Source organism: Bradyrhizobium genosp. P, assembly GCF_049949265.1.
In the GTDB taxonomy this organism is placed as follows: domain Bacteria; phylum Pseudomonadota; class Alphaproteobacteria; order Rhizobiales; family Xanthobacteraceae; genus Bradyrhizobium.
In genome coordinates, this window is record NZ_CP188195.1 from 3,961,628 (window position 1) to 3,975,432 (window position 13,805).

Consider the following 13,805-nt stretch of genomic DNA (forward strand, 5'->3'; position numbering starts at 1 on the left):
TGGAGCATCGGTTGGTTTCATGGCGCCAAAGCCTCCCGCATCTGACGATCCGAATCTGGCCGATGCCGATGATCCCGAGCTGAAGAAGAAGCTCGCCGTGGCGTCCGGTGCGCCTGCGTCAACCACTTCGGCGAAGGCGTCAGCGGCGGCGCCGCCGGACGACGATGATGACGACGACGAGCTTGAGCTCGACGATGATGATGATGATGACGAGGACCTCGTCGTCTTCACCGCCAAGGAAGCCGCCGGCGCGCTCTCCACGATCTTCGGCTTCATCAAGCCGTTTCTGGCCAGCTACCGGAAACTGTTTGTCTTCGTCGGCTTCGGCGTGGTGGTCGAGACGTTGTTCAACGTCATCATGCCGCTCAGCCTCAAATTCCTGATCGACGACGCGCTCGGCGAGGAAGACTTCCAGGCGCTCTACAAGATCCTCGGCGTGCTCGCGGTCGCCGGCATCGTCACCTCGATCATCGCGGTCTGGTACGAGCGCTGGGACGCCCGGCTCGCCGCCGGCATCATCTCCGACGTCCGGACACGGCTGTTCGACCACGTCCAGAACCTGCCGTCGTCCTATTTCGCGCGCACCAAGCGCGGCGAGATCCTGTCGCGCTTCTCGATCGATCTCGCTGCGTTCGAGGGCTCGGTCAAGAGCTTCGCCAACAGCGCGGCGCTGCCGGTCCTGGAGTTGATCGCCGGCATCATCCTGATGCTGTTCCTGAACTGGCAGCTCGCCGTGGTCGCGTTGCTGGTGTTTCCGATCACGCTGATCGGCCCGCGCATCCTGACCCCGAAAGCGGTGCAGGCGAACTACGAGCAGAAGCTCCAGGAGTCGGCGCTGCTGGGGATGGTGCAGGAGAACGTAGCCGCGCAGGCGGTGGTCAAGGCGTTCAACCTGCAGCGCCGCGCGCTCGGCTGGTTCACCATGCGCAATCGCGACGTGCGGGCGAGGGCGGCCTCCGCCATGTTCCTGTCGACCATGGTGGAACGCACCGTCACCATCTCGGTGCTGCTGCTTCACCTCGTGGTGCTGGCGATCGGCGCCTATCTCGCGACCAAGGGGCAGATCACCGTCGGCACCTTCGTCACCTTCGAGAGCGCGTTCTGGGAGGTGTCGTACAACATCGCCCACATCATGCATTTCATCCCGGTGTCGATCCAGTCGGCGGCGGCGGTGCGGCACATCGAGGAACTGCTCGACGAGCCGACCCGCGGTGCCGACCGTCCCGGCGCGCCTGATCTGCCGCGCATTACCAACGACATCACCTTCGACCACGTCACCTTCCAGTACGAGGGGGCGCAGACCCCGGTGCTCGACAATCTCAGCCTCAAGCTCAATGCCGGCAAGAGCATCGCCATTGTCGGCCCGAGCGGCTCCGGCAAAAGCACGCTGCTCAATCTGATCCTGCGCCTCTACGTGCCGGACGAAGGCCGCGTTACCATCGACGGCGTCGACATCCGCCGCGTGACGCGGGAATCGCTGCGGGCGAGCATGGCGGTGGTCTTCCAGGAGAACATGCTTTTCAACATGTCGATCCGCGAAAACATCCGGCTCGGCAAGGAAGGCGCGACCGATGCCGAGGTCGTGGATGCCGCCAAAAAGGCCGAGATCCACCGCTTCATCATGAGCCTGCCGCAGAAATACGACACGCCGGTCGGCGAGCGCGGCGACACGCTGTCAGGTGGCCAGCGTCAGCGCATCGCAATTGCACGCGCGATCATTCGCAATCCGTCGGTGCTGCTCCTTGACGAGGCAACGTCGGCGCTCGACCAGACTACCGAAGCGGCGATCAACCGCACGCTGCTCAAGGTCTCCAGGGACCGCACCATGATCTGGTCGACGCACCGCCTGACGTCGGTGGTCGAGATGGACGAGATCATCGTGATCTCCGGCGGCAGGGCCATCGAGCGCGGCTCGCATACCGAGCTGCTTGCCAGGAACGGCGTCTATCGCAAGCTCTGGGACGACCAGGGGCACGCGCTGCACAGCGCGGCCGAAGATGATGAGGATGACGAAGATGAGGATGAGGATGAGGATGAGGGCGACGACGAGGAATGATTCCTCGTATTCGCGTTGCTGTTGACCGCCTGCTCAGCTCAGGCGAGCCGGCCGCGCTGCGATTGTCCGCTGACTACGTGATGTTCGGGCCGCGCGGCCCGTGCGGGCAGCCGCTTGCGGATCGCATAACGGATCCCCTGCGCGGAGCGAACCGCGAAACGGCCCCAGCGCCCGGCACGCCATGCAAGTCCGCGATCGATCGAAAGCGATCGGAGATGATAGGCCTTGGCGAGCGATCGCGCCTCGCACGCGACCTTGGCGGGGTCCTCGTAGAATTGCCCGATCTTGTCGACATCCATGCCGTCGGTCGCAAGCCAGGCGGGGATGTGGACGTTGCAGAGGCGCTCGACATCGGTGAACACCTTTGTCGTGCCGGTGCCCGCGGCGGGGCAGGATGTCGAAAAGGCGTCGCCGGCAAGGACGACGCCTGGCTGAAGGTAATTTTCGGTCGCACAGAGATCCGCGGGCCTGATCCGGACCGGGCCGGCGACCCTGAAGTCGCCCATCATGCGCCGCAGGCCCGGCATCATCGCGATCAGGACCGCTTCCGGAGCCTGCCTGAAGTCGCGCAGCCACGGATCGGTCACGTCGCGGTAGACCATCAGGTTGGCGCGCATCCGGTCGCCGATCGGGAAGATCGAGAGATAAGCCATCCGCGCAGCCGGCCGTCCCGGCCAGTAGGTCAGCGCTGGAAATTCGAAGTAGCTGCGGCCGACCGGCGCGACGTCGAAGCCCAGCGTGATCGAATGACACGCGCTGACGACGCGACGTTCCATGCCGAGCATCTGGCGAAGGCCGACGTTCAGTCCGTTAGCGAGCACGACGAGGCGCGCCGAGAGCACGTCGTCGTTCGCGAGCGTGACCTGCTGGCGTTCGCCGCTGGTGGCGACGGCGTAAGTCTTCCCGTGGATGATCTCGACGCTGGAAGGGATCTGCGCCCGCACCGCGTTGACCAGCGTGTCATACATGATGCCGTGCTGGTCGCTCGGTTTCTTCGCGACCACAAGTCCGAAGCGCGCCTCCCAGACCTCACCGTCGAGCGTGGCGGAGCGCAGCGTTTGTTCGGCGAGGCCGGTCCTGCGCAACAGCTCGAGCTGATCGCCGCCCAGCTTCTCGCAACGCAGTTCGGGCGGATAGCTGACATGCGGATCAATCAGGCAGGCCGCCACGCCCGCGCGCCCGAGCATGGCAGCGGCAGTCGCCCCGGCAAGACCGCCGCCCACGATCGCAACATCGGTATATCGCATGGGTCCCGGGCCCCGACGTGAAGCGGCAATCATGGGCCCGGAATGGCAAAGAAACGCTGAAGCGCCGATCACGATTCGGTCAACGCGGTTGTGTTTAATTGAATGACAAGCTCAAGCGCGCACGATGTCGCATCGAAGCGGTCGTGCAGGCCAATTGCGATGATCTCGGTAACGATAGATTCACCAAGCCTGGGCCTTGGCGTGCAGTGGGACGATCTCGTCCTGCGCGCGTCACCGAACGTTTTCATGCATCCTGCGGCGCTGCAGGCGGCCAACGATACCAATTTCGCCCGAACCGCGATGCTGCTGGCGTGGCACGAAAGCGCCGGCCCGCGCCGGCTCGTCGGCGTCTGGGCGATGCAGCGGCGCAGGCTGGTTCCGTGCTGGCCAGAGGTGCTGGAGGCGCTGCCCTACAACTATGCCTTCCTGTCCAATCCGGTCGTCGATCCTGCCCATGTCGACGAGGTGATTCCGGCGCTGCTGGCCGCGGTCGAGATGAACCGGCGGCTGCCGAAAATGATCAATCTGATGTCGTTCGATACCGACACGCCGAGCCACACGGCAGTGCTCAACGCGCTGTCCGCGCGCGGCATCGCCCCGCTGGTGCTGTCGACGGGCGCGAGGCCGTTCGTGACCACGGAGTTCGGCATCAAACGGTCCGGCTCGACGCGCAAGAAGCTGCGCCAGGACTGGAACAGACTGTCGGCGCTCGGCGCCGTCGACATCATCAACGACAGATCTCCGGCTGCAGCGCGCGCGGCGTTCGAGACGTTCCTGGCGATGGAGCAGGCGAGCTGGAAAGGCACCCGAGGCACCGCCTTGCTGTCGCACGATCATGATGCCGTGTTTGCGCGGAAGCTCGTGCAAAACCTTGCAGCCCGTCAGTGCGCTTCGGTTGCACTGTTGTGCGTTGGCGGAGAGGCGATCGCGGCGCAGGTCCTGATGTACTGCGGAACGACGGCCTACACCTGGAAGACGGCGTTCGATGCCAGGTTCGGCAAGTATTCGCCCGGTGCGCTGCTGGTCGACAAGATCACCGATCTGCTGCTCGCGAACGGCGATATCTCGGCGATCAACTCCTGCGCCGCCGAAGACAGTTTCATGGGGCAGCTATGGGCCGGTCGCCGCCCCATGGTGGACATGATGATCGACGTTCGCGCTGGTCATTCGCTGCGCTACCGGATCGAAGCCGGCCGGCAGCTCGGCTACCAGTTGCTCCGGCGTCTCCGCCATCGCATGCGTCACGGCGGCCCGGCGCCGTCCGCCGCGCAGCCGGCGCAGGCGGCCTTCGCTGAAATAGGCCAGAAAGCGCGCCCAGCGCTGAGCCCGCCAGTAAAGCCCGGTGTCGATCGACACCGAGCGGAAGTTGAACGCCTTGGCGTTTGACCAGGCATCGCAGGCCTTCTTGAGCGGATCGTCATAGAACGCTGCGATCTTGTCGGCGCCCATGCCGTCGGTTGCAAGCCAGGCCGGGATGTGGACGTTGCAGAGTTGAGCCACGTCGGTGAACACCTTGTCGGTTCCGGTGCCGGTGACGGGGCAGCTTGTCGCGAAGGCGTCGCCGACCAGAACGATACCCGGCTGCCGATAGCCGGTGCTGACATAGAGATCGGCGGGCCTGATCTTGATGTCGCCGGCGATCTCGAACTCGCCGGTGATCCGGCGCAGCCGCGGCAGCGCGGCGTTCAGCGTCTCGACCGGATTGTGCCGCATCGCGCGCAGCCAGGGATTGTCGGCCTGGCGGTAGGTGAAGAGGTTGGCGCGCATCCGGCTTCCGACCGGAAACAGCGTGATGTAGGGGATCAGGTCGCTCGGCCGTTCGGAGAAATAGGTCATGGCCGGGAACGGGAAGGCAGGGCGCCCCACCGGCACGAAATCGAAGCCGATCGAGATCGAGTGACAGGAGCTGATGACTTGGCGCTCGATGCCGAGCATCCGGCGCAGCCCGATGTTCAATCCGTTGGCGAGCACCACCAGTCGCGCCGAGATCGTATCGCCATTGGCGAGCACCAGGGTCTGCCGTTCGGCGCTGGTCGTGACCTCGGCGACCTTGTCCCGGACGAATTCTGCCGATCCGGATATCTCGGCCCGGATCGCGGCGATCAACCCGTCATACATGATGCCGAATTGCTGGCTTGGCGTCTTGTCGAGCAACCGGCCGAATCGCGCGATCCAGTTCTCGCCGTCCAGGGTGGCCGATCGCAGCACGGATTCGGCCAGACCTGTCTTGGCGAATCGCTCGATCTGCACGTCACCGCCGAGCTTCTCGACCCGGAAGTCGAACGGATAGACTTGGTGCGGGTCGATCACGACGCTCGCGACCCCAGCGCGTCCGAGCATCGCGGCGGCGGTCGAGCCCGCAAGACCTCCGCCGATGATCGCGATGTCGGTGTACCGCATGCAAGGTTTCCGAGCCATAGAACCCTTTTTTGCGCTGCGAATGGCAAATAAAGCCTTAGTTTTGGGCCTGGCGTGAAGGCCAAGCTGTGGAGAGTTGTTTCTAGTCTTATTTTACCCGGGTGTAATATGCGCCCGAATCCGCTTGGCCGGAGGAGGGAGGCCGTTGTAATTTGCCGCCGAGCGCAGCTGGCGAAATGCAAAATCCGCTGGTGGCAGAGGCGTTTCTTTGCTTGTCGTTTCGCTTGACTTCACCATCTACCGCTTATACAACCCGGCCACTTAACGACAGGCGGTGAGCAACGCTAGCGTCGGAACGGAACACCCGGAAGGCCATTTTTGGGCCGGGTCGGGCACCAACCTCGACGAATGCCGCTCAAACGCTGTCGATGATAGCTAGGCAATGCCAGGACGATTTTGGTTCTCTAGAGCACGTCCTCTTGAGAGTGAATTCGGATGCATGACCTCGGTGGCGGACTGAACAGCGAAAGCTGATCGGCCCGGGATCGCGGTCCTCTGTGGCGTCGATGCGCTTTCCGCCCAGCGATGGGTGGTTGGCGCGATTTCGCTTTGCGTGGGTGTTTGATCTGCGTCGAGCGAGCCGTACGGGACGGTAGTTCCCGAGAAGAATTTGCGAGCCACTCAAGGTTTCGCGCGAATTAAAAGGGTGAAGGCTGCATGCCGACGATCAACCAGCTGATCGCAAGTCCACGTGAAGTGCAGAAGTCGCGCAAGAAGGTGCCGGCGCTGCAGCAGTCGCCGCAGAAGCGCGGCGTGTGCACGCGCGTCTACACCACGACCCCGAAGAAGCCGAACTCGGCGCTTCGTAAGGTCGCCAAGGTGCGCCTGACGAACGGCTTCGAGGTGATCGGCTACATCCCGGGTGAAGGCCATAACCTGCAAGAGCACTCGGTGGTCATGATCCGCGGCGGTCGCGTCAAGGACTTGCCCGGCGTGCGCTACCACATCCTCCGCGGCGTGCTGGATACCCAGGGCGTCAAGAACCGTAAGCAGCGTCGTTCGAAGTACGGCGCCAAGCGTCCGAAGTAAGCGGGAAGATCAGATGTCTCGTCGCCATTCTGCCGAAAAGCGTGAAGTGAACCCGGATCCGAAGTTCGGGAACATTGTCATCACCAAATTCATGAATTCGATCATGTACGACGGCAAGAAGTCTGCCGCCGAAAGCATCGTCTATGGCGCGCTCGCCATGATCGAGGGCAAGACCAAGCAGGGCCCGCTGCCGGTTTTCGAGCAGGCGCTGGAAAACGTGATGCCGACCATCGAAGTGCGGTCGCGCCGCGTCGGTGGTGCCACCTACCAGGTGCCGGTTGAAGTGCGCACGGTCCGCCGTCAGGCGCTGGGCATTCGCTGGATCATCACGGCGGCGCGCGAGCGCAACGAGAAGACCATGACGGAGCGGCTCTCGGCGGAGTTGCTCGATGCGTCGAATAACCGGGGGAACGCCGTCAAGAAGCGCGAAGACGTGCATCGGATGGCGGAAGCCAACCGCGCCTTCTCGCACTATCGCTGGTAACGGCGAAACACGGATTCTAAGGAACAGCCCATGCCCCGCGTTCATGCCATAGAGAACTACCGCAATTTCGGTATCATGGCGCATATCGATGCCGGCAAGACCACGACCACCGAGCGCATCCTTTATTACACCGGCAAGAGCCACAAGATCGGCGAAGTGCACGAAGGTGCCGCGACGATGGACTGGATGGAGCAGGAGCAGGAGCGTGGCATCACGATCACCTCGGCTGCGACGACCGCGTTCTGGGAAGGCAAGCGCCTCAACATCATCGACACCCCCGGCCACGTCGACTTCACGATCGAAGTCGAGCGTTCGCTGCGCGTGCTCGACGGCGCCGTATGCGTCCTCGATTCCAACCAGGGCGTTGAGCCGCAGACCGAAACTGTCTGGCGTCAGGGTGACAAGTACAAGGTTCCGCGCATCGTCTTCGCCAACAAGATGGATAAGACCGGCGCCGATTTCTACAAATGCATGCAGGACATTGTCGATCGCCTCGGCGCCAAGCCGATCGCGATCCAGCTTCCAATCGGCTCCGAGAACAACTTCAAGGGTCTGGTCGATCTCGTCCGCATGAAGGGCGTGGTCTGGGAAGAAGAGAAACTCGACGCCAAGTTCGTGGACATCGAAATTCCCGCGGATATGGTCGAGAAGGCCAAGGAATATCGCGAGAAGTTGCTGGAAGCCGCCGTCGAACTCGACGACGAGGTTCTCGCCGCTTATCTCGACGGCAAGGAGCCCGATGAAGCGACGTTGAAGCGCATGATCCGCAAGGCCGTGCTGACCGGCGCGTTCTTTCCTGTGCTGTGCGGCTCTGCGTTCAAGAACAAGGGCGTGCAGCCTTTGCTCGACGCGGTCGTGGATTATCTGCCGTCGCCGGTCGACGTGCCCGCCATCAAGGGCGTCGATGAAGACGGCAACGAAGTCGTTCGCCTTCCGAACGACAAGGAGCCGCTGGCCCTGTTGGCGTTCAAGATCATGGACGACCCGTTCGTCGGCACCATTACGTTCTGCCGCATCTATTCCGGAACTCTTCTGTCGGGCACCGGCGTCATCAATTCGACGCGTGACCGCAAGGAGAGGATCGGCCGCATGCTGTTGATGCATGCCAACAACCGCGAAGACATCAAGGAAGCCTTTGCCGGCGACATCGTGGCACTTGCGGGCCTGAAGGAAGCGCGCACCGGTGACACGCTGTGCGATCCCGACAAGCCGGTGATCCTGGAAAAGATGGAATTCCCGGAGCCGGTGATCGAAATCGCGATTGAGCCGAAGTCGAAGGCCGACCAGGAAAAGCTCGGCGTCGCGCTGGCAAAGCTCGCCGCGGAAGATCCGTCATTCCGCGTGTCGACCGACCAGGAGTCCGGCCAGACCATCCTCAAGGGCATGGGCGAACTCCATCTCGACATCAAGGTCGACATTCTCCGCCGCACCTACAAGGTCGACGCCAATATCGGCGCGCCGCAAGTGGCGTTCCGTGAGCGCGTCACCAAGCGCGCCGAAGTCAAGTACACGCACAAGAAGCAGACCGGCGGTACCGGCCAGTTCGCTGAAGTGTCGATCATCGTCGAGCCGAACGAGCCCGGCAAGGGTTACGAGTTCGAATCGAAGGTCGTGGGCGGCGCGGTCCCGAAGGAATACATCCCCGGCGTCGAAAAGGGCCTCAACAGCGTGATGGGCTCCGGCGTCGTCGCCGGCTTCCCGGTGGTGGACGTCAAGGTGCAGCTGGTCGACGGCAAGTATCACGACGTCGACTCGTCGGCACTGGCGTTCGAAATCGCATCGCGGGCCGCGTTCCGCGAGGCGCTGACGAAGGGCAAGTCCGTTCTGCTCGAGCCGATCATGAAGGTCGAGGTGGTGACTCCGGAAGACTACACCGGCTCGGTCATCGGCGACCTGAATTCGCGGCGCGGCCAGATCCAGGGTCAAGACATGCGCGGCAATGCCAACGTGATCAACGCGATGGTGCCGCTCATGAACATGTTCGGTTACGTGAATAACCTGCGCTCGATGAGCCAGGGTCGCGCGACCTTCACGATGCAGTTCGATCACTACGCCGAAGCTCCGGCGAACGTGTCGGCTGAAGTCCAGAAGAAGTTTGCCTGATTGTCGTTGATGGCAGTCAACGATTGAACGGAGAGTCAAATGGCCAAAGCTAAATTCGAGCGTAACAAGCCCCACTGCAACATCGGCACCATCGGTCACGTCGACCATGGCAAGACCTCGCTGACCGCAGCGATCACCAAGGTGCTTGCAGAATCCGGTGGTGCGACGTTCACCGCCTACGACCAGATCGACAAGGCGCCGGAAGAGAAGGCGCGTGGCATCACCATCTCGACCGCGCATGTCGAATACGAAACCAAGAACCGGCACTACGCCCACGTCGACTGCCCCGGCCACGCCGACTACGTGAAGAACATGATCACCGGCGCTGCCCAGATGGACGGCGCGATCCTGGTCGTGTCGGCCGCTGACGGCCCGATGCCGCAGACCCGCGAGCACATCCTGCTCGCCCGTCAGGTCGGCGTTCCCGCGCTCGTCGTGTTCCTCAACAAGTGCGACATGGTCGACGATCCGGAACTGCTCGAGCTCGTCGAGATGGAAGTTCGCGAACTGCTCTCCAAGTACGAGTTCCCGGGCGATGACATTCCGATCATCAAGGGTTCGGCGCTCGCCGCCCTTGAAGACAAGGACAAGACGCTCGGTCACGACGCCATTCTCGAGCTGATGGCGAAGGTCGACGAATACATCCCGCAGCCGGAGCGTCCGATCGACCAGCCGTTCCTGATGCCGGTGGAAGACGTGTTCTCGATCTCGGGCCGCGGTACGGTTGTTACCGGTCGTGTCGAGCGCGGCATCGTCAAGGTCGGCGAGGAAATCGAGATCGTCGGTATCCGCGCCACCCAGAAGACCATCGTCACGGGCGTCGAAATGTTCCGCAAGCTGCTCGATCAGGGCCAAGCCGGCGACAACATCGGTGCGCTGCTCCGCGGCACCAAGCGCGAGGAAGTCGAGCGTGGCCAGGTGCTGTGCAAGCCCGGTTCGGTCAAGCCGCACACCAAGTTCAAGGCTGAGGCCTATATCCTCACCAAGGAAGAGGGCGGTCGTCACACCCCGTTCTTCACGAACTACCGTCCGCAGTTCTACTTCCGTACCACCGACGTGACCGGCGTCGTGCATCTGCCCGAAGGCACCGAGATGGTGATGCCGGGCGACAACATCGCGATGGAAGTGCACCTGATCGTGCCGATCGCGATGGAAGAAAAGCTGCGCTTCGCGATCCGCGAAGGCGGCCGCACCGTCGGCGCCGGCGTCGTCGCCTCCATCATCGAGTAAGGGTGGACAGATCAAGGGAGTAGCGGGTGGGTTCACTCGCTCGCTGCTCACCACTCATTATTCGCCAATAGGGCGACGAAGAAAGAGATACGGCAATGAACGGCCAAAACATTCGCATCCGACTCAAGGCGTTCGACCATCGAATCCTCGATACGTCGACCCGTGAGATTGTGAATACGGCGAAGCGCACCGGTGCGCAGGTTCGCGGACCCATTCCGCTGCCGACCCGCATCGAGAAGTTCACCGTCAACCGTTCACCGCACGTTGACAAGAAGAGCCGCGAGCAATTCGAGATGCGCACCCACAAGCGCCTTCTCGACATTGTCGACCCGACCCCGCAGACCGTCGATGCGCTGATGAAGCTCGACCTGGCCGCCGGTGTCGACGTCGAGATCAAGCTCTAAGGTTTTTGGATTTTTACGTCCGCGTCTGCGGACAGAAAGACAGGAAGCACGCCGATGCGCTCCGGAGTGATCGCACAAAAGGTCGGGATGACGCGGGTCTTTACAGAGGCCGGTGAGCATATCCCTGTGACCGTGCTGAAGCTGGGCAATTGCCAGGTGTTGGGCCACCGCACGACCGAGAAGAACGGCTATGTCGCCCTTCAGGTTGGCGCGGGCACCCGCAAGACCGTCTATTTGCCCAAGGCCGAACGCGGCCAGTTCGCGACCGCCAAGGTCGAGCCCAAGCGCAAGGTCGCTGAATTCCGCGTGTCCGAGGATGCGCTGATCCCGGTCGGCGCGGAGATCCAGGCGGACCATTTCGTGGTCGGCCAGTTCGTCGACGTCACCGGCACCTCGATCGGTAAGGGTTTCGCCGGCGGCATGAAGCGCTGGAATTTCGGCGGTCTGCGCGCCACCCACGGCGTGTCGGTCTCGCACCGTTCGATCGGTTCGACCGGCGGTCGTCAGGATCCCGGCAAGACCTTCAAGAACAAGAAGATGCCCGGCCACATGGGCGTCGATCGCATCACCACGCTGAATCTGCGCGTGGTGCAGACCGACGTTGAACGCGGCCTGATCCTCGTCGAAGGCGCCGTTCCCGGCTCCAAGGGCGGCTGGATCTCGGTGCGCGACGCGGTGAAGAAGCCGCTGCCGAAGGAAGCCCCGAAGCCCGGCAAGTTCAAGGTTGCCGGCGGCGACGCAGCCGAAGCTGTGGCCGAGAAGGAGGGCGTGTGAGATGGAACTGAAAGTCACCACCCTTGAAGGCAAGGAAGCTGGCTCGGTCCAGCTGTCGGACGAGATTTTCGGTCTCGAGCCGCGCAAGGATATCATCCAGCGTTGCGTGCAGTGGCAGCTGAACAAGCGGCAGGCCGGCACCCACAAGGCAAAGGGTCGCGCCGAGATCTGGCGCACCGGCAAGAAGATGTACAAGCAGAAGGGCACCGGCGGTGCTCGTCACGGCTCGGCCCGCGTGCCGCAGTTCCGCGGCGGTGGCCGTGCGTTCGGTCCGGTGGTCCGCTCGCATGAGACCGGCCTGCCGAAGAAGGTTCGCGTGCTGGCGCTCAAGCATGCGCTGTCCGCCAAGGCCAAGGACGGCGGCCTGATCGTGATCGACAATGCGCAGCTCGAGGCCGCCAAGACCAAGGCGCTGATCGGGCACTTCTCGGGTCTCGGCCTGACCAATGCGCTGATCATCGACGGCGCCGAGCTGCACAACGGTTTCGCGATCGCTGCGCGCAACATCCCCAACATCGACGTGCTGCCGATCCAGGGCATCAACGTCTATGACATTCTCCGCCGCCACAAGCTGGTGCTGACCAAGGCTGCGGTTGATGCGCTGGAGGCGCGCTTCAAATGAAGAATATCGACCCGCGCCATTACGACGTGATCGTGGCCCCTGTCGTGACGGAAAAGGCGACGCTCGCCTCCGAGCACAACAAGGTGCTGTTCAAGGTCTCCAGCAAGGCCACCAAGCCGCAGATCAAGGAAGCGATCGAGAAGCTGTTCGACGTCAAGGTGAAGAGCGTCAACACGCTGGTTCGCAAGGGCAAGACCAAGGTGTTCCGCGGCAATCTCGGCTCGCAGTCGGACACCAAGCGCGCGATCGTGACCCTTGAAGAGGGCCACCGCATCGACGTGACTACCGGACTATAAGGCGCAACGACGATGGCATTGAAAACCTACAATCCCACGACGCCGGGCCAGCGCCAGCTGGTCATGGTCGATCGTTCGGCGCTCTACAAGGGCAAGCCGGTGAAGGCGCTGACCGAGGGCAAGCTCGGCAACGGCGGCCGCAACAACACCGGTCGCATCACCGTGCGTTTCCGCGGCGGCGGCCATAAGAAGGCCTACCGCACCGTCGACTTCCGCCGCGACAAGGTGGACGTGCCGGCGGTCGTGGAACGGCTGGAGTATGATCCGAACCGCACCGCGTTCATCGCCCTGATCAAGTATCAGGACGGCGAGCTGGCCTACATCCTGGCGCCGCAGCGGCTGGCCGCGGGCGACACCGTCGTCGCCGGCAACTATGTCGACGTGAAGCCGGGCAACGTCATGCCGCTCGGCAACATGCCGGTCGGCACGATTATCCACAATATCGAGCTGAAGATCGGCAAGGGCGGGCAGCTTGCGCGCTCGGCCGGCACCTACGCCCAGCTCGTCGGCCGCGACCATGACTACGTGATCGTCCGCCTGAACTCGGGCGAGCAGCGTCTCGTGCACGGCCGTTGCCGCGGCACGATCGGCGCGGTCTCGAACCCCGACCACATGAACATCTCGATCGGCAAGGCCGGTCGTACCCGCTGGCTTGGCTGGCGTCCGCACAACCGCGGCGTCGTCATGAACCCGATCGACCATCCGCACGGCGGTGGTGAAGGTCGTACCTCGGGCGGTCGCCACCCGGTTACTCCGTGGGGCAAGCCGACCAAGGGCAAGAAGACCCGCACCAACAAGTCGACCACCAAATTCATTCTCCTAAGCCGCCACAAGCGGAAGAAGTAAGGAACGCCGGACATGGTTCGTTCAGTCTGGAAAGGCCCGTTCGTCGAAGGCTCTCTGCTCAAGAAGGCAGATGCCGCGCGCGCGTCCGGCCGTCACGATGTCATCAAGATCTGGAGCCGCCGCTCGACCATCCTGCCGCAGTTCGTCGGCCTGACGTTCGGCGTCTACAACGGGCAGAAGCACGTGCCGGTGGCGATCAACGAGGAAATGGTGGGTCACAAGTTCGGCGAGTTCTCGCCGACCCGTACCTTCCACGGCCACTCGGGCGACAAGAAAGCCAAGAAGGCTTGAGGATT

General features: G+C 62.9%; 13 protein-coding genes and 1 pseudogene. 12 read left to right on the plus strand and 2 right to left on the minus strand.

Translation table 11 applies throughout. From position 1 onward, the window contains the following. Positions 1-19 precede the first annotated feature (19 nt). Entirely contained in the window at positions 20-2,056 is a 2,037-nt protein-coding gene (locus ACP2YO_RS19195; RefSeq protein WP_426442234.1) for an ABC transporter ATP-binding protein, read from the plus strand. Positions 2,057-2,094: 38 nt separating this feature from the next. On the opposite strand, the gene ACP2YO_RS19200 is transcribed toward ACP2YO_RS19195, so the two are convergent. Continuing rightward, positions 2,095-3,303 (minus strand): FAD-dependent oxidoreductase, encoded by a 1,209-nt coding sequence (locus ACP2YO_RS19200; RefSeq protein ID WP_426442235.1) that lies wholly within the window; start codon positions 3,301-3,303, stop codon positions 2,095-2,097. 528 nt (positions 3,304-3,831) lie between these two features. Between ACP2YO_RS19200 and ACP2YO_RS19205 the strand changes: the two are divergent. Then, positions 3,832-4,308 (plus strand): annotated as a pseudogene (locus ACP2YO_RS19205) (GNAT family N-acetyltransferase); the annotation flags it as partial. 105 nt (positions 4,309-4,413) lie between these two features. Here the strand turns inward: ACP2YO_RS19205 and ACP2YO_RS19210 are convergent. Next, positions 4,414-5,703 carry an FAD-dependent oxidoreductase gene (locus tag ACP2YO_RS19210; protein ID WP_426442236.1) on the minus strand — a complete coding sequence of 430 codons (1,290 nt, stop codon included), beginning with the start codon at positions 5,701-5,703 and terminating at the stop codon, positions 4,414-4,416. Between the two features lie 675 nt (positions 5,704-6,378). Between ACP2YO_RS19210 and rpsL the strand changes: the two genes are divergently transcribed. The 10 genes from rpsL (at position 6,379) to rpsS (ending at position 13,800) form a co-directional block, all read left to right on the plus strand. Continuing rightward, positions 6,379-6,750 carry a 30S ribosomal protein S12 gene (rpsL, locus tag ACP2YO_RS19215; protein ID WP_044538537.1) on the plus strand — a complete coding sequence of 124 codons (372 nt, stop codon included), beginning with the start codon at positions 6,379-6,381 and terminating at the stop codon, positions 6,748-6,750. A 13-nt stretch (positions 6,751-6,763) separates the two neighbouring features. Further along, entirely contained in the window at positions 6,764-7,234 is a 471-nt protein-coding gene (gene rpsG / locus ACP2YO_RS19220; protein ID WP_426442237.1) for a 30S ribosomal protein S7, read from the plus strand. 30 nt (positions 7,235-7,264) lie between these two features. Then, positions 7,265-9,337 carry an elongation factor G gene (gene fusA, locus ACP2YO_RS19225; RefSeq protein ID WP_426442238.1) on the plus strand — a complete coding sequence of 691 codons (2,073 nt, stop codon included), beginning with the start codon at positions 7,265-7,267 and terminating at the stop codon, positions 9,335-9,337. A gap of 39 nt (positions 9,338-9,376) precedes the next feature. Next, positions 9,377-10,567, plus strand: a complete 1,191-nt coding sequence (gene tuf, locus ACP2YO_RS19230) for an elongation factor Tu (protein ID WP_426442239.1) — start codon at positions 9,377-9,379, stop codon at positions 10,565-10,567. A 95-nt stretch (positions 10,568-10,662) separates the two neighbouring features. After that, the gene (rpsJ, locus tag ACP2YO_RS19235) at positions 10,663-10,971 is read left to right on the plus strand and encodes a 30S ribosomal protein S10 (protein ID WP_002712302.1); all 309 of its coding nucleotides are present in this window, start codon (positions 10,663-10,665) and stop codon (positions 10,969-10,971) included. 54 nt (positions 10,972-11,025) lie between these two features. Beyond that, positions 11,026-11,745, plus strand: a complete 720-nt coding sequence (gene rplC, locus ACP2YO_RS19240) for a 50S ribosomal protein L3 (RefSeq protein WP_426442240.1) — start codon at positions 11,026-11,028, stop codon at positions 11,743-11,745. A 1-nt stretch (position 11,746) separates the two neighbouring features. After that, a complete protein-coding gene (gene rplD, locus ACP2YO_RS19245) occupies positions 11,747-12,367 on the plus strand; it encodes a 50S ribosomal protein L4 (protein ID WP_044538542.1) in 621 nt (206 codons plus the stop codon). Beyond that, positions 12,364-12,663: a 50S ribosomal protein L23 gene (locus ACP2YO_RS19250; RefSeq protein ID WP_426442241.1), complete on the plus strand. Its 300-nt coding sequence runs from the start codon at positions 12,364-12,366 to the stop codon at positions 12,661-12,663. Before rplD ends, ACP2YO_RS19250 begins: the two co-directional genes overlap by 4 nt. Positions 12,664-12,675: 12 nt before the next feature. Beyond that, on the plus strand, positions 12,676-13,509 hold the full coding sequence (gene rplB, locus ACP2YO_RS19255) for a 50S ribosomal protein L2 (protein WP_426442242.1): 834 nt from the start codon (positions 12,676-12,678) through the stop codon (positions 13,507-13,509). A gap of 12 nt (positions 13,510-13,521) precedes the next feature. Beyond that, positions 13,522-13,800 carry a 30S ribosomal protein S19 gene (gene rpsS / locus ACP2YO_RS19260; protein ID WP_018272137.1) on the plus strand — a complete coding sequence of 93 codons (279 nt, stop codon included), beginning with the start codon at positions 13,522-13,524 and terminating at the stop codon, positions 13,798-13,800. Positions 13,801-13,805 lie beyond the last annotated feature (5 nt).